The organism is Lactobacillus taiwanensis DSM 21401 (genome assembly GCF_001436695.1).
In the GTDB taxonomy this organism is placed as follows: Bacteria; Bacillota; Bacilli; order Lactobacillales; family Lactobacillaceae; genus Lactobacillus; species Lactobacillus taiwanensis.
Genome location: NZ_AYZG01000034.1, coordinates 13,936 through 30,585, shown reverse-complemented (window position 1 = coordinate 30,585; position 16,650 = coordinate 13,936). Strand labels below are relative to the sequence as shown.

Genomic DNA, 16,650 nt, shown 5'->3' with positions numbered 1-16,650 from the left:
TCAATGAAGGTTTTTTAGTAGGTGATAAGATTGATTGCGCAAGTAATTGTAGATGTAGCAGCAAAACAAACTGATAGAATATTTGAATATCACATTCCAAACGAGTTAACGGACGTAGCTGTTGGTTCAAGAGTTATTGTGCCTTTTGGAAGAAGAAAGGTGCAAGGGTTTGTAGTGGGGATTAGCGAGGCAACCTCTTATTCAGGAAAATTAAAAGATTTGCTCGTAGTTGTTGATGAATTACCACCCTTAACTCCAGAATTAGTCGCTTTATCTAAAACTTTAGCTGATAAAATTTTTGCCTATCGAATCACTATTCTTCAATCAATGCTTCCACGTGTAATGAGGGCAAATTATCGTAAAATTTTAGTTCCAATTACAGAAGAAGCAAAAAGCTTACCAATGTTTAAAGAAGAAGTGGTTGATTTAGATGAATTGTCTAATCTTAAGATTATTGTAGAAATTAAAAAACTTATTAAAGATGGTCAGGCCCAAATAGAATATCTTGTTGAAAATAAAGCGAAGAAGAAAAAGGCAGCTATTTACCTTTTAACTAAAACTAAAAAAGAATATCAGACTTTATTACAAAATATCCGGTCTACAGCTAAGAAACAGCAGTTACTTTTAACAAATATCATTGAGGATTATGATAATTATCCTAAACTAGGGCCAGATATAGAAAACGAGTTAAATATTTCTAGTTCAGTTTTACGAACTGCTACGGAAAAAGGCTGGTTTGCCAAAAAGGAACAAGAAATATATCGGGACCCGCTAAAGGATTTTTCATCTAATAATGTAGAAAAAGCTTCAGTTGAATTAAATTCTGAACAATTACATGCCTTAAATTCAATTGGAACTAGTATTAAGGAAAAAGAGGCCAAGACATTCCTACTTGAGGGAATTACTGGTAGCGGTAAGACCGAGGTTTATCTTCATGCAATTAGTATTGCGCTTAAGCAGAAGAAAAATGCCTTGATGTTGGTTCCTGAAATTTCTTTAACACCGCAAATGGTTAAGCAAGTAAAAGAACGTTTTGGAAATAATGTAGCAGTTTTGCATAGCGGTTTATCTGAAGGAGAAAAATACGATGAATGGCGTAGAATAAGACGCGGAGAAGCTCAAGTTGTAGTTGGAGCTCGAAGTGCAATTTTTGCCCCACTACAAAATATTGGCTTAATCGTGATTGATGAAGAGCATGAATCTTCATATAAGCAAAACGATACTCCTCGCTATCATGCAAGGGATGTAGCCTTACTTCGTAGTAAATTTCATCATTGTCCTGTAGTTTTAGGAAGTGCAACGCCGTCTTTGGCCAGTCGAGCACGAGCTCAAAAGGGGAGGTATGAACTGCTTCTCTTAACAAAACGTGCTAATCAAAAGTCTCTTCCTAAAGTGGACTTGATTGATTTGAAAACAGTTGAATTTGCAGGTGGTCAATTTGATTTGTCTGTTCCTTTAGTTGATGCAATTAAAGAAAAAATTGCTAAAAAAGAACAGGTTATTTTGCTTCTTAATCGACGTGGTTTTGCTAGTTTTATGCTTTGTCGAAATTGTGGTTTTGTCTTAAAATGCCCAAATTGCGATATTTCGTTAACTCTTCACAAAGATACTCAGCAGATGCAGTGTCATTATTGTGGTCATAAAGAAGCTATTCCTAGAAAATGTCCAAGTTGTCAAAGTGAAAAGATAAGATTTTTAGGAACTGGTACGCAGAAGGTTCAGGAAGAGCTTGAAACATTGATTCCTGAGGCTAGAATTTTAAGGATGGATGTTGATACTACTAGACGCAAGGGTAGCTATAAGAAGATTCTAGACAGTTTTGGAGAGCACAAAGCTGATATATTACTTGGTACACAAATGATTGCTAAGGGACTTGATTTTCCAAATGTTACTTTAGTTGGCGTAATCAATGCAGATACAGCTTTGTCTTTACCTGATTTTAATTCTTCTGAAAAAACTTTTGATTTGTTAACGCAAGTTTCAGGAAGAGCAGGTAGGGCAGATAAAACTGGTAGAGTAATGATCCAAACTTATAACCCAGAGAACTATGCAATTAAATTAGCACAAAATCAGGATTATGAAGCTTTTTATCAAAAAGAGATGCAGGTTAGATTTCAGGGGAATTATCCACCATTTTTCTATACAACATTAATTACAATTACTTCAAAAAATGAACAATCAGCTGCAAAGGAAGCTTTTGTGATAAAAAGAATGTTAATGCGCGAGTTGCATGTACCAACTATTATTTTAGGACCAACTCCCAGCAGTATAACGAGAATAAAAAATCAATATTATTATCAAATCTTGGTAAAATATAAATATGAACCTAAATTGCATAATTTGTTGCATCAGATTCAAGATGACGCGCAATTAGCACAAAAACGTGGGTTAAATATTTATATTGATAATGAACCAGAAAGAATAATGTAATAAGAAAGAAGTTGAATCTATGTCATCAGTTATATTTTTAGGAACTCCAAATTTTGGAAGCGTAGTTTTACAAGGATTGATTGATAAGGGATATGATGTTAAAGCGGTTGTTACTCAACCTGATAAGCGAGTAGGACGTAAGCAAATAGTCCATCAATCTGCAGTTAAAGAAACAGCATTGAAGAATGATCTGCCTGTTTATCAACCAGCTAAATTATCTGGATCAGTTGAGCTTGCTGAATTAATGGAAATTAAGCCCGATTTTATCGTTACTGCGGCATATGGTCAATTTTTGCCAACTAAATTTTTAAAATCTGCAAAAATTGCTCCTGTTAATGTTCATGGATCATTACTTCCAAAATACCGTGGTGGTGCGCCTATTCAATATTCAGTTTTAAACGGTGATAAAGAAACTGGAATTACAATTATGGAAATGGTAAAGAAGATGGATGCGGGTGATATCTTTGCTCAAAAAGCTTTGCCAATTGAAGATGATGATACAAGTGGTACATTATTTGATAAATTAAGTGTTTTAGGAAGAGATTTACTTTTAGAAACTTTACCTAAATTTATTAATGGAACAATTACTCGTACTGTTCAAGATACAGATAAAGTTGTTTTTTCACCGAATATTTCTAAAGAACAAGAACAAATTAAATTATCAATGACAGCTAAAGAAGCTAATAATTTAATTCGTGCCCTTAATCCTGATCCAGGTGCATACTTTATGCTTGATGGAAAGAGATTTAAGGTATGGAAAGCTATGCCTTTAGCTGAGAAAACTAGTTTTCCAGCTGGAACTTTAGTTACAAATAAAAAGAAATTTGTAATTAGTATGGCTGATGGAACTGAATTAGAACTATTAGAAGTTCAACCAACTGGTAAGAAAAAGATGAATATCAAAGATTATTTGAACGGACAAGGCAGTCATTTTATAAGTGGAGATAAGATAATTGATGAGTAACGCAAGAACAGTTGCTTTAGATACTTTAATTAAAGTTTTTAATCAAAAGAGCTATTCTAATATTGCTTTAAATAATGAATTAGAAAAACATGATTTAAAGGCAGCTGATAAAGCTTTAGCTACAAGAGTTGTTTATGGAACAATTCAATATAAATTATTTTTAGAGTATCAATTAAACCCACTTATTAAGACAAACTTACGTGATAAGTTTTTAAAACCGCTTCTTTTAATGTCTGCATATCAGTATTTTTTCTTAGAGAAAGTACCAACGAACGCAATTTTTGATGAAGCAAATAAATTAGCTAAAAAATATGGCAAGAAAAATAGTGGTAGCTATAAATTAGTTAACGGAATTTTGAGAGCACTTGAACGTCAAGGGAAAATCTTACCGGCTGAAAATGACTTAGTTAATTATTTAAGCATCAAAGAAAGTTTTCCTAAATGGTTAGTTGAATATTTATTAAATAATTTTGGTAAAAATAAAACCAAAGAAATTTTGATTAGAAGTAACCAGCCAGCATCTAATTCAATTAGAATGACTGTAGAAGAAAATAGTTTTGAAAAAATCAAAGAGGATCTAAGAAAAGATGACTTTGATTATAAAGAATCAAGTTTAACAACTCATAATTTAAACCTAAATAAGGGTGGAGTGGCTAAGACTGATTTATTTGAAACTGGTAAGATTACTATTCAGGATGCTGCGGCTTCGCTTGCAGTTGATGCCTTTAATTTTAAAGGCAGCGAACATGTTTTGGATGCATGCAGTGCTCCAGGCGGAAAAACAGTTCAAATTGCAGAAAAATTAACCACAGGGAACGTTGTAGCTTTAGATATTCACGAAAATAAGCTAAAACTTGTTAAAAATACTGCTAAAAGATTGCATGTTAGTGATAAAGTAAAGACAAAAGCATTAGATGCAAGAAAGGCAAAGGAATATTTTGCTGAAGAGCAGTTTGATAAAGTTTTAGTAGATGCACCATGTTCTGGACTTGGATTGATTAGACGCAAGCCAGAAATTAGATATGAAAAATCGTTAAATGATATTAAAAATTTAGCTAAGATTCAGCTAGCTATCTTGGAAAATATTAGTGTCTTGTTACGTACAAGCGGAGAATTAGTTTACTCAACCTGTACGATTAGCTATGAAGAAGATGAAGGAGTAATTAAGCAGTTTTTGAAATTACATCCTGAGTTTGAATTAGTACCTGTTCAAGTAGGAAAGCTTCCAAAACAGCAGATGGTACGTATTTTTCCAAGTGAAGACGGCAGTGACGGATTTTTTATTGCAAAATTAAAAAAACGAGGGTAAGTAATTTTGATTAAGACAGCATTTGCTTCAAGTATTGGTAGAGTCCGAGAAACTAATCAGGACTTTGTAAAAGTATTTAAAAATCAAAATAATATTATTATGGGGATCGTTTGTGATGGAATGGGCGGTCATCAAGGTGGTGATGTGGCATCAACTATGGCAGTTAGTCATTTGGGTCACAATTTTGAAAAAACAGATTTTACTGATCCTGAATTAGCTCAAAAGTGGTTAACAGTTCAATTGAGGTTAGAGAATGAAACTATCTTAAATACAGCTGATCGCTTTGCAGACCTAAATGGAATGGGAACTACAATAGTTTTAGCAATTGCGTTTACGGAGAAAATTTTAATTGCTCATTTAGGGGATTCACGATGCTATTTATATGGTGGAAATGAATTTAAACAAATTACTGAAGATCATTCTTTAGTTCATGAACTAGTTAAAATGGGACAAATTACTGAACAACAAGCTAGAAATCATCCTCAAAAAAATATCATTACTGAGACTTTAGGTGTATCAAGTACAGTAAATCCAGAATATGATGTATTAGAAGTACATGCGGGAGATATTTTTCTTCTATGTACTGATGGCTTAACTAACTCATTGACTGATCCGCAAATTCAACAAATTCTTGCGACTAAAAATTTAAGTTTAAAAGAACGCTGCAATAAATTGATTAACGAAGCTAATCGTTTAGGTGGCGGAGATAATATTACTGTTTGCTTACTTACCTATGTAGAAAAGGAGGGTGACAAATAGCAATGGAAAAGGGCCATTTGCTCGGTGGTCGCTATAAAATTATCTCTGTTTTAGGTGAAGGCGGGATGGCTAATGTTTATCTAGCCGAAGATATTATTTTGCAAAGAAAAGTTGCTGTTAAAGTATTAAGGTTAGATTTGCAGAAGGATCCTCAGACTATTCAACGTTTCCAAAGAGAGGCACTTTCTACTAGTGAATTAAGTCATCCGCATATAGTTTCTATTCTTGATGTAGGAACTGAGGGAGACCGGCATTATCTGGTAATGGATTATGTTGATGGACCTGACTTAGAAAAATATATTCAACATAATAGTCCAATTCCTTTACCTAAAGTTATCGATATTATGGATCAAATTTTGAGTGCTGTGGCATTGGCACATAAGCATAATGTGATCCATCGCGACTTAAAGCCACAAAATATTTTAATGGATAAGAAGGGCAATATTAAGATCGTTGATTTTGGTATTGCGATTGCACTTAATCAAAGTACGATGACTCAAACTAATACTGCAATGGGCTCGGTACATTATATGTCACCTGAACAAGCTCGGGGCAGTATGGCTACAAAGCAGTCAGATATCTATTCTTTAGGAATAATTCTATATAAACTCTTAACTGGAAGTGTTCCTTTTACTGGTGAAAATGCCGTAACAGTTGCTTTAAAGCATTTTCAAGAAAAGACACCATCTTTAAGAGATAAAAATCCAGCAATTCCTCAAGCTCTTGAAAACGTAGTATTTAAAGCTACTGCAAAAGATCCAAGAGATCGCTATAAATCTGTAATAGAAATGAAAGAGGACTTGGATACTTCTTTAGATCCTAAACGTAAAGATGAGCCTGTTTTTAAGCCGCAACATGATCCGTCAGCAGACGAGACAATTGTTATTCCTCCTTTAGAAGGAAGCGTTCATAATAAAGATCATGAAGTTAAGAAGCAAGAAGAGCCTCAAGAAGAGAAAAAAGGTCTTTTAGAGAATCTAAAGGGTCATACATGGTGGTGGCTTGGAGCAGTAATAGCTTTTTGTGTAATTATGATAATTCTATTTTTTGCCCTTGGCAGAAAAGATATGGTAGATATTCCTAATCTTAATAAAATGTCTCAAATACAAGCAAAAAGTTCTTTAAAATCTTCGGGTTTGAAAATTGGAAAGATTAGTTATGAATATTCTGACACAGTTCCCAAAGGCGAAGTAATTAGAACGGAACCACCATCTGGCTCCCAAATAAAAGATGGACAAAAAGTTAACATTGTAATTTCTAAAGGTGTCCATCTTATAGAAATGCCTAATGTAATTGGGATGCCTTATAGTATTGCAAAAAAACAACTAGTTAAACTAGGTTTTACGGTTACCAAAACAGAAGAATATTCTGGCAATCCTAAGAATCAAGTTAATGCACAAGATGTTGAACCTGGTCAACAGATTAATCCTGATAAGACAACTGTGACGTTACTGGTATCAAAGGGACACGCACCAGCGAGTAGTAGCCGATCCAGAAGACATACAATAAAGTTGAGGGATATTGTGGGTTATTCTTTAAAGGATGCACAAGATTACGCTCGTGAACATAATCTTTCCTTAAAAGTTGAAGAAGAAAGTTCCGATGAAAAAAATGATGGAAAGGTTTTACGTCAATCACCGCAAGCTGGAACAGATGTAAGTTCTGGAGATACTTTGACTATTGTCGTAGCTAAAGCTAATAAACACGATGAAAAGAGTACGTCAAGTAATACTACTACTACTGTTACTAAGTCGTATACAATTAGTTATCCACCTAGTTCTAGTCAAAGCGATTCGCAAAAGACACCAGATCATATTCAAGTCTATGTTTCTGATGATGATCATTCAATTAATAATATTTATCGTGATATGAATATAACTTCTGAACAAAGTTTTACAGTTCCATTTAAACTAAGCAAGAAAAATGGTCATATTAAGATCTTGAGAAATGGTAATACGATTTTAGATGAGGACGTTAATAAATAATGAAAAAAGCACAAGGAACCATTATTGGAGCGATTTCTGGCTACTATGATGTTGAAATTAATAATGAAGTAGTGAGAACTAGAGCACGTGGAGTTTTTAGAGATCGTAAGCAAAAGCCATTGGTGGGAGATAGAGTAGTAGTTCAACTAGATGATAAAGGAATGAACTATTTAGTAGAACTTCTTCCAAGACTAAATGAAATTGGCCGGCCTGCAGTTGCCAATGTTTCTAAAGTATTATTAGTTATCTCAGCAGTTGAACCGGATTTTTCACTTGAGCTTTTAGATCGATATTTAACTTTTTTTGCTTGGAAAAATGTTGGTGTAGTTATTTATTTGTCAAAATCTGATATTGCGTCTTCTGAAAAAATGAAGAAGATTCGTCAGGAACTAATGTATTATCAAAAAATTGGCTATCTGGTTTTCGAGGATGCAGAAAGATTAGAGCAAGAACTGCCAAAGCTGATTCAAAAAGATCGAATTTGGACTTTAGCTGGTCAATCTGGCGCTGGTAAGTCAACACTTTTAAATAAATTAGAAAGTGAAGCCAATCAAGAAACAGGAGCAATTTCAACAGCTTTGAACCGTGGAAAACACACAACTAGACAAGTAAAGTTATTTAAGTATGGTGAAGGCTTTATTGCAGATACACCTGGTTTTTCAGCGATTGATCTTTTTAAGATAAAAGTTGATGAATTAGGAAATTATTTCTATGATCTTAAAGAAGCAAGTACTAAATGTAAATTTAGACGCTGCCAACATTTAAAAGAGCCAGGTTGCGAGGTTAAAAAGTTAGTTGAAGAAGGAAAAATAGCCAAAAGTCGTTATGATTCTTATTTAAAGATTAGACAAGAAATAGCTGATAATAGAATGCCAGAGTATTTGAAGAAATAGGTGAACCAATGATAGCACCATCAATTTTAAATGCAGATAATATGCATTTAAGTCGTGATATTAAAGCCGCTATAGAAAGTGGAATTGATAGATTTCATATTGATATTATGGATGGATATTTTGTGCCTAATTTGTCCTATGGTCCAGAATTAGTAAAGGATTTTAAACGTTCTTTTCCATTAACAGGGGCTGAAATTCATTTAATGAGTAATAATTTAAAAATTACATTGCCTCTTTTTGTTGAAGCAGGATGCGATCTTTTGGAGTTTCATTATGAAGCTACTGATAATCCAAGTTATTGGTTAAAATATTTAAAAGATCATAATGTTCGCAGAGGAATGGCAATTAATCCTTCAACTCCAGTTCAGAAGGTAAGACCGTTTTTAAAAGATTTGGATCAGGTTCTTTTAATGACTGTAAAGCCAGGATTTGGTGGGCAAAAATTCGAAGAAAAATCTGTTGAACGTTTGGTTGAGTTGAAAAACATGATTAAAGCGGAGAACTTGAACTTACCAATTGAAGTAGATGGCGGCATAGATCGTGAAACCTTGAAAATTTCTAGAGATGCAGGGGCTACTATTTTTGTTGTGGGTTCTTATATTTTTAAAAATGGTAGTATCAAAGATCAAGTTATGAAATTGAAAAAAGAAGACAAATGAAAGCAATTGCGTTATTAGGCGGACCACAAGAAGAATGGCCGCAAGAAATAGTTGCTGATATCAAGAAGGCACGTAAAGAGGGCGCCCTAATTATGGCTAGTGACCGGGGAAGCCTTTTTTTATTACAATTAGGAATAGTTCCAGATGTAGCTTTGGGAGATTATGACTCTTTGTCATTTGAAGAGCGAGAAAAAGTAGAAAGAAAGGTTCAGGATATGCGATATTCGAATCCAATTAAAGATTTTACGGATTCGGAGATGCTGTTTTATGCTGCATTTGTTGATTATCAGGTTGAAAATTTAACTATTTATGGTGCAACAGGTGGAAGACTAGATCATTTTCTAGTTAATCTGTACGCAGTATTAAAGCCACCATTTAATCGTTTTGCTGAAAAAATCAAATTTATAGATAAACAAAACCTAATAAGATTTTTTAAAGAAGGTAAACATATTATTGCTTATAATGCCGCATATAAATATTTAGGAATTGGGACGCTTACACCAGTGCAAAATTTTTATATCAAAAATGCAAGATATGATTTAGCTAAAACTGATTTATCTGCACCAACGATGTATTCCTCAAATGAGTATTTAGAAGGGCAAAATATAGAAATTGGTTGCAGAGCAGGTACATTAATCGTAATTAATAGCCGAGATAAAAAATAAAAGGGATCAAGAAAAAATCTTGATCCCTTTTATTTTTTTACTTCTTAATTAGGCACGTTTAACCTTACCGGATTTCAAAGCGCGAGCGGATACCCAAACACGCTTTGGCTTACCGTCAACAAGGATGCGAACTTTTTGAAGGTTTGGCTTCCATGAACGCCGCACGGAGTTCAAAGCCTTTGAACGCTTGTTACCAAAGACCGTCTTGCGGCCAGTAATAATGTCTTTTGCCATTTGTGCTAAACCCTCCTTTATTTGTGTTGTAGTACTTATCTAATTTATCACAGCTTTTGTATTTGTGCAATAACGTCTTTTGAATTTCTTAAAACTAACATTGTTGATATAAAAGCATGCTGTGTTAAAATAAATTGAGAAAAAATTGTTCTTCGTTAATGGAGGAATACGATGGCTGTTAAAATTAAAACAAAATATGGCTTAATTGATATTTCAAATAGTGTTATCGCTACTATTGTTGGTGGAGCAGCAACTTCTAACTATGGTGTAGTTGGAATGGCTTCAAAAAATGCTCTACGTGATGGTGCTTATACTATTTTAAACCGCGAAAATTATCGACGTGGTGTTGTAATTAAAACTAATGATAATCAAATAGTCGTTGATGTATATATTATTGTGGGTTATGGCCTAAAAATTTCGGAAGTAAGTCACAATGTCCAAGATAGTGTAAAATACAATCTTGAAAATCTTTTAGGCATTAAAACAAAATCTGTAAACGTTATTGTTCAAGGTGTAAAGATTCTAGACGAATAATGCAATCTGGAGGAGTTAATTGTGGTTTTAACTGAAATTAATAGTGATCAATTCAGAGATATGGTTCGTGCAGCAACTCATCGCATGGGCAAAAATGCTGAATTTGTGAATAAATTAAATGTTTTCCCAGTACCTGATGGTGATACTGGAACTAATATGAACTTAACCATCGAAAGTGGAGCTAAGGCAGTTAATGAAAACCTTAGTGAATCTGTCGGTGATTTAACTGAAAGTCTCTCAAAAGGAATGCTAATGGGAGCTCGTGGTAACAGTGGTGTTATTACCTCTCAACTCTTTAGAGGCTTTTATAAAGCTACTGAGGGCAAAAAGACTTTAACTGCGCAAGATCTAGCTGATGCATTTTCAAATGGTGTTGCAACAGCTTATAAGGCAGTTATGAAGCCTGTTGAAGGAACAATTTTGACTGTTGCAAGAGTTGCAGCTGAAGAAGGTAAAAATAAGGTTAACGAAACTGATGATGTCAGTGAAGTAATGAGAGCTGTAGTTGACGGTGCTAAAAAAGCATTAAAGACTACCCCAGATTTATTGCCTGTTTTAAAACAAGTTGGTGTAGTTGATTCAGGTGGTCAAGGTTTAGTATTTATTTATCAAGGATTCTTAGAAGGAGTACTTGGTGAAAAGGATAATAATGACTATCAACTTGATGAAGGTGAAATGGATGAATTAATAAATGCTGCTCACCATCAAGCTGAAGCTGCGCAAGTTCAATTATCAACTGGTGATATTAAGAACGGCTACTGCACAGAAATTATGGTTGATTTAACAGCAGATGTTCCAAATAAAGAGAAGTTTGATCTTGATCAATTTAGAGGACATCTTTCTAAACTTGGTGATTCACTTCTTGCTGTTTCAGATGGTGAAGTAGCTAAGGTTCACGTTCATACAGAACATCCTGGCGATGTCTTTATTTATGGTCAAAAGTTTGGTCAACTAGGTAAAATTAAAATTGATAATATGCGTATTCAACATGAAACTATTTTAGAAAATAACGAAGAACAAGAAGAAAGTGTTGATTTCGCAGTTATTGCCATTGCTTCTGGTCATGGAATTCGTGAGCTGTTTAAGAGTGAAGGCGTAAATAGAATAATTTCTGGTGGTCAGACTATGAATCCGTCTACTAAGGATATTATGGACGCTATTACTAAATCAGGCGCTAAAAAGGCCATTATTTTGCCAAATAACGGTAATATTATCATGGCTGCCAAACAAGCTGCTGAAGTTAGTGATATTCCAGTTGGAATTGTGCCAACTAAGACTATTTCTCAAGGATTAACTGCGATGCTTTCTTTTGATCCTGACGCATCAGTAGAAGAAAACGTTGAAGCTATGTCAGAAGACTTAGATACAGTTAAATCTGGTGAAGTTACTAAGGCAATTCGTGATACTAAAATTGATGATATCCAAGTTAAGAAGGATGATTATCTTGGTATTGTGGATGGTACGATTAAGATTGATAATCCTGATTTAGTTGATACGGCAGTGGCAATGATTGAAAAAATGCTAGATGAGGATAGTGAGATCATTACCATTATGTACGGTAGTGACGCTACTAGAAAAGAAGCAGATGCCGTAGTCAAGAAACTTGAAGCTGATCATGATGATCTTGAATTTGAAATTCATGATGGTGGTCAACCAGTATATTACTTCTTAATATCTGTGGAATAAAAAATGAATAATAAGCAGAGTAAGTTATTTGAACCAGTGACTAAGTTAAAGGGAGTAGGCGCTAAAACTGCTGCTGCCTTAACTAGTTTGGGCATTAATACAATTTATGATTTACTGTTTTACTTTCCTTTTAGGTATGACGACTTAGAGACACTTCCGCTTAATCAAATTGATGACGGACAAAAAGTTTTATTAAAAGGAATAGTGGTAACAGCTCCATTTGTTAGCCGATTTGGTTATCGAAAAACAAGGCTCAGCTTTAAAATAAAAATTGATCATGACATAATCATGGTCAATTTTTTTAATCAACCCTGGTTAAAAGATAAAGTCGAAATTGGCAAAGAGATTGCCGTTTATGGTAAATATCAGGTAGCAAAGCAAGCCTTAAGTGGTTTTAAAATGGTAGCTGAAAAGAAAGATTCTGGCTTTGCTCCTATTTATTCGGTTAATCGTCATTTAAAACAAAGTAAGCTGCAAAAGCTAATTGATCTTGCTTTAGATGAGGTGCTAGATGAAGTAGGAGAAACTATTCCAGCAGCTTTGAGAGAAAAATATAGGCTGCTTTCTGATCAAGTTTTGATTGAAAAGATGCATCATCCTAAAAGTGGAAACGAAGCCAAAATAGCTCGTAGAAGTGCAATTTTTAGAGAATTTTTTCTTTTTCAAGTGCAATTGGCGCAGCTTTTATCTCAAAGAGATGAAGATGTACCGGGAGTTGCTAAAAAATATGATTTAGCTGCTGTAAAAGAGTTGATTCAAACTATTCCTTTTGAATTATCGAATGATCAAAAAAAGGTAGTTAATGAAATTTTTGCTGATTTACATTCTCCAAGACAAATGCGAAGATTGCTTCAAGGAGATGTAGGTAGCGGAAAAACGGTAGTAGCAGTTTTTGCAGTTTATGCTGCAATAACAGCTGGTTATCAAGCTGCATTAATGGTTCCAACTGAAATTTTGGCACAACAACATTTTGCTAAAGTTGATGAATTGTTGAGACCTTTAGGAGTTAGAGTTGCCTTATTAACAGGTGATACTAAAGATTTAGAAAAGAAAGAAATTTACCGAGAACTGGCTGATGGAACAATTAATGTTGTCATTGGAACGCATGCTTTAATTCAAAAGGATGTCCATTTTAAAAATCTTGGCTTAATAATTATTGATGAGCAACATCGTTTTGGTGTTAATCAAAGAAATACCCTGATTACAAAAGGAGATACACCTGATGTATTAGCGATGACCGCAACTCCAATTCCGCGAACTTTAGCTTTAACTGTATATGGTGATATGACTGTTTCAGAAATTCGTCACTTGCTTAAGGGACGTAAGCCAGTCGTTTCTTCTTGGGCAACCTCTAGTAAGTTGAAAGAAGTATTGGATTTAATGCGATCGCAATTAGACAAGGGCTTTCAGATTTATGTTGTAACACCACTAATTAGCGAATCCGAAAAAAGCGATTTAAAGAATGCTGAAGATTTACAAGCGCGATTGGCACAATATTTTAAGGATGAAAATGTAGTCTTGCTTCATGGTCAAATGAAGGGCGATCAGAAAAACAAAATTATGGATAGTTTTGCTGCTGGAAAGATTGATGTTCTAGTTACTACGAGCGTAATTGAAGTTGGCGTTGATGTACCTAATGCAAATATGATGGTGATCTTTAACGCTGACCGTTTTGGATTGAGTCAATTACATCAACTTCGGGGAAGAATTGGTCGTGGTCAAACACAAAGTTTTTGTGTATTTATAAGTGATCCTAAAACTGAAATTGGCAAAAAGCGAATGAATATTATTACCTCGACTAGTAATGGTTTTAAATTAGCAGAAGAAGATTTAAAATTACGTGGCGAAGGAGACGTTTTTGGAAAAGCTCAATCAGGTTTACCCCAATTTCAGGTTGGAGACGTAGTTAATGACTATAATACATTAGTAACTGCACAAAAAGAAGCACGTATTTTAGTTAAGGCTGATCCTAATCTGGAAAGCTCAGAAAATACATTTTTACAAGAAGTGCTAAAATATAAGAAAGATTTGAATAATAATTAAGTTTAGACGGAGTAAATATGAAAACAATTGCAATTGATGCGATGGGCGGAGAAAATGCTCCTAAGGCCATTGTAGATGCCGTATTGAAAGTAAAACCGAAATTAAGGGATACAAAATTTGTTTTATTCGGGGATGAAGAAAAAATTAAGCGTCTAATTCCCGAAGATAAAAAAGATCGTTTAGAAATAATAGCAACAAGTGAAATTATTGTCGATAGCGATGAACCGGTTAAAGCAATTAGACGAAAAAAAGACTCGTCAATGGTAGTTGCGGCTAATTACGTGAAATCTGGAAAAGCTGGTGCATTATTTTCACTTGGAAATACTGGAGCATTATTAGCGTGCGGAATTTTCATTATTGGTAGAATTAAAGGCGTTGAGCGTCCTGCTTTAATGCCAACTCTCCCAAGTGCTAAGAGTGAACAGGGATTCAATATTATCGATGTTGGTGCCAATGCACAAAGTAAGCCTGAATATTTGGTCCAATGGGCTCAGATGGCTAACTTTTATGCAGAAAAAGTTAGAAATATTAATAAGCCAACAGTTGCTTTATTAAACAATGGAGCAGAAGATGATAAAGGAGATCCTCTTCACCAGGAAGCTTATAAGCTTCTTAAAGAAACTAATCTTAACTTTATTGGTAACGTTGAAGGAAACGATCTAATGGAAGGAAAAGCCGATATCATCGTAACCGATGGCTTTACTGGAAATGCTACGCTTAAAGCTATTGAGGGGACGGCTGGCGTTATTTTGCGCTTACTTAAAGACTCTCTTTTAAATAATGGTTTGCGTCCTAAAGTTGGTGCATTGCTAGCTAAACCAGGGCTTACTGCCTTAAAGAAGAGATTTGACACGGCAAGATATGGTGGGGCTGTGTTACTTGGTGTTAATGCTCCGGTTGTTAAAACTCATGGTAGATCTAATATCCGTCCGATTTACTACACATTATTGCAAATTGATAAAATGCTTAGCCAAGATTTAGTTGGAGAATACAAAAAATACTTCAGTAAATCTCGCTAGACTTTAATATAAAAATGCCTTAGAATTAAACTAAACTTTTTTGGAGGTTAAAAGAAATGACCGAAGAGGAAATTTTTAACAAAATCGCTGATATGATTTCAGAACGTTTTAGTATTGATCGTGATAAGATCACTAAAGACTTAAATTTTCAGAATGATTTAGATGCAGATTCAATTGATTTCGTTGAGTTAGTAATGGATCTTGAAGATACATTTGGAGCAGAAATTCCAGATGATGACGCAGAAAAATTACAAACTGTTGGTGAAGCAGTAGAATACATTAAGAGTCACCAAAATTAAAATTTTAATCATTGAAATTTCAGAAGATACTGTCATTTTTCATTTACTTTTATAAAGTTGTTGAAATAGCAGTATCTTTTGTTTATAATAATGACATTAAATTGAAAATCTAATTGACTTTTAATAATGTCGTAAGGTTTGAGAGGAGAATGGCCTTTGGAAAAGCAAAGTGATCTTTTATTGGATATCGAACACTTGCATACCGCATATCGTTTGCATGGTAAGTTTTATGATGCCGCTGATGACATTAACTTAACCTTGAAACGAAATGAGATTTTGGCAGTTGTTGGTGAATCTGGTTGTGGTAAAAGCACAATTGCTTCAAGCATTATTGGTTTGTATGACCATAAAAATACGAAAGTAACCGGAGATATCTTATACAATGAATTGAACTTAGTTAATTTGAACGAATCATTATTTAATAAAATTCGGGGTAATAATATTGGAATGATCTTCCAAGATCCATTGGCTTCTCTTAATCCTTTAATGAAGGTTGGAGATCAAGTTGCTGAGACACTTTACTACCATACAGATATGGATGAAAAGGCACGTCATGCACGTGTAATTGAACTCTTTAACCAAGTTGGTATGCCTCGTCCAGAAGAAATGTATGAGATGTACCCACATGAATTATCTGGTGGTTTACGTCAACGTGTTGTAATTGCGATTGCAATCGCATGTAAGCCAGAAATTATTATTGCTGATGAACCAACTACAGCTTTAGATGTTACTATTCAGGCACAAATCTTAGATTTACTTAAGGAAATTCAAAAAGAGTCTCACTCAGGAATTGTCTTAATCACTCACGATTTGGGTGTTGTGGCTGAAACAGCTGATCAAGTAGCAGTTATGTATGCTGGACAAATTGTTGAAAAAGCAGATGTCAAGACTATTTTTCAAAATCCACTTCATCCATATACTCGTTCACTTCTTCATTCTATGCCGCAAACAGATGATGAAAGTCAGGATCTTCATGTGATTCATGGAACAGTTCCTTCACTGGTTAATATGCCGAGAACTGGAGATAGATTTGCAGCAAGAATTCCTTGGATTCCTGCAAGTGCTCATGAAGAGAATCCTAAGATTCATGAAGTTGAACCAGGACACTTTGTAAGATGTACTTGCTGGCAAAGCTTCCATTTTCAAGATGAAGAAAAGAAAGGATAGGAAA

General features: G+C 34.4%; 15 protein-coding genes. 14 read left to right on the top strand and 1 reads right to left on the bottom strand.

Annotated features, from left to right (window positions below; translation table 11 throughout):
• Positions 1 to 30 precede the first annotated feature (30 nt).
• Genes priA through FD18_RS04960 form a run of 8 tightly spaced genes read left to right on the top strand, consistent with a single transcriptional unit; the run spans position 31 to position 9,664 of the window.
• Positions 31 to 2,430, top strand: coding sequence for a primosomal protein N' (gene priA, locus FD18_RS04995; protein ID WP_057718911.1), 2,400 nt, complete (start codon positions 31 to 33; stop codon positions 2,428 to 2,430).
• A gap of 19 nt (positions 2,431 to 2,449) precedes the next feature.
• Positions 2,450 to 3,394, top strand: a complete 945-nt coding sequence (fmt, locus tag FD18_RS04990; protein WP_057718910.1) for a methionyl-tRNA formyltransferase — start codon at positions 2,450 to 2,452, stop codon at positions 3,392 to 3,394.
• On the top strand, positions 3,387 to 4,703 hold the full coding sequence (gene rsmB, locus FD18_RS04985) for a 16S rRNA (cytosine(967)-C(5))-methyltransferase RsmB (RefSeq protein WP_057718909.1): 1,317 nt from the start codon (positions 3,387 to 3,389) through the stop codon (positions 4,701 to 4,703). Before fmt ends, rsmB begins: the two co-directional genes overlap by 8 nt.
• 6 nt (positions 4,704 to 4,709) lie before the next feature.
• Positions 4,710 to 5,462 (top strand): Stp1/IreP family PP2C-type Ser/Thr phosphatase, encoded by a 753-nt coding sequence (locus FD18_RS04980; RefSeq protein WP_057718908.1) that lies wholly within the window; start codon positions 4,710 to 4,712, stop codon positions 5,460 to 5,462.
• A 2-nt stretch (positions 5,463 to 5,464) separates the two neighbouring features.
• Complete coding sequence (pknB, locus tag FD18_RS04975; protein WP_057718907.1) at positions 5,465 to 7,447, top strand: Stk1 family PASTA domain-containing Ser/Thr kinase; 1,983 nt, start codon at positions 5,465 to 5,467, stop codon at positions 7,445 to 7,447.
• Positions 7,447 to 8,340 carry a ribosome small subunit-dependent GTPase A gene (gene rsgA / locus FD18_RS04970; protein WP_057718906.1) on the top strand — a complete coding sequence of 298 codons (894 nt, stop codon included), beginning with the start codon at positions 7,447 to 7,449 and terminating at the stop codon, positions 8,338 to 8,340. Before pknB ends, rsgA begins: the two co-directional genes overlap by 1 nt.
• Before the next feature lie 8 nt (positions 8,341 to 8,348).
• On the top strand, positions 8,349 to 8,999 hold the full coding sequence (rpe, locus tag FD18_RS04965) for a ribulose-phosphate 3-epimerase (RefSeq protein WP_057718905.1): 651 nt from the start codon (positions 8,349 to 8,351) through the stop codon (positions 8,997 to 8,999).
• Entirely contained in the window at positions 8,996 to 9,664 is a 669-nt protein-coding gene (locus FD18_RS04960) for a thiamine diphosphokinase (protein ID WP_057718904.1), read from the top strand. Before rpe ends, FD18_RS04960 begins: the two co-directional genes overlap by 4 nt.
• Before the next feature lie 48 nt (positions 9,665 to 9,712).
• On the opposite strand, the gene rpmB is transcribed toward FD18_RS04960, so the two are convergent.
• Positions 9,713 to 9,898: a 50S ribosomal protein L28 gene (gene rpmB, locus FD18_RS04955; protein WP_003647522.1), complete on the bottom strand. Its 186-nt coding sequence runs from the start codon at positions 9,896 to 9,898 to the stop codon at positions 9,713 to 9,715.
• 171 nt (positions 9,899 to 10,069) lie between these two features.
• On the opposite strand from rpmB, the gene FD18_RS04950 reads away from it, so the two are divergent.
• From FD18_RS04950 to FD18_RS04925, 6 genes are all read left to right on the top strand, one after another.
• Entirely contained in the window at positions 10,070 to 10,432 is a 363-nt protein-coding gene (locus FD18_RS04950) for an Asp23/Gls24 family envelope stress response protein (RefSeq protein WP_057718903.1), read from the top strand.
• A gap of 21 nt (positions 10,433 to 10,453) precedes the next feature.
• Positions 10,454 to 12,118 carry a DAK2 domain-containing protein gene (locus FD18_RS04945; protein ID WP_057718902.1) on the top strand — a complete coding sequence of 555 codons (1,665 nt, stop codon included), beginning with the start codon at positions 10,454 to 10,456 and terminating at the stop codon, positions 12,116 to 12,118.
• Positions 12,119 to 12,121: 3 nt separating this feature from the next.
• Positions 12,122 to 14,161: an ATP-dependent DNA helicase RecG gene (recG, locus tag FD18_RS04940; protein ID WP_057718901.1), complete on the top strand. Its 2,040-nt coding sequence runs from the start codon at positions 12,122 to 12,124 to the stop codon at positions 14,159 to 14,161.
• A gap of 17 nt (positions 14,162 to 14,178) precedes the next feature.
• Complete coding sequence (gene plsX, locus FD18_RS04935; RefSeq protein WP_057718900.1) at positions 14,179 to 15,180, top strand: phosphate acyltransferase PlsX; 1,002 nt, start codon at positions 14,179 to 14,181, stop codon at positions 15,178 to 15,180.
• Positions 15,181 to 15,236: 56 nt separating this feature from the next.
• The gene (acpP, locus tag FD18_RS04930) at positions 15,237 to 15,479 is read left to right on the top strand and encodes an acyl carrier protein (RefSeq protein WP_004895326.1); all 243 of its coding nucleotides are present in this window, start codon (positions 15,237 to 15,239) and stop codon (positions 15,477 to 15,479) included.
• A 156-nt stretch (positions 15,480 to 15,635) separates the two neighbouring features.
• The gene (locus tag FD18_RS04925) at positions 15,636 to 16,646 is read left to right on the top strand and encodes an ABC transporter ATP-binding protein (protein ID WP_057718899.1); all 1,011 of its coding nucleotides are present in this window, start codon (positions 15,636 to 15,638) and stop codon (positions 16,644 to 16,646) included.
• Positions 16,647 to 16,650 lie beyond the last annotated feature (4 nt).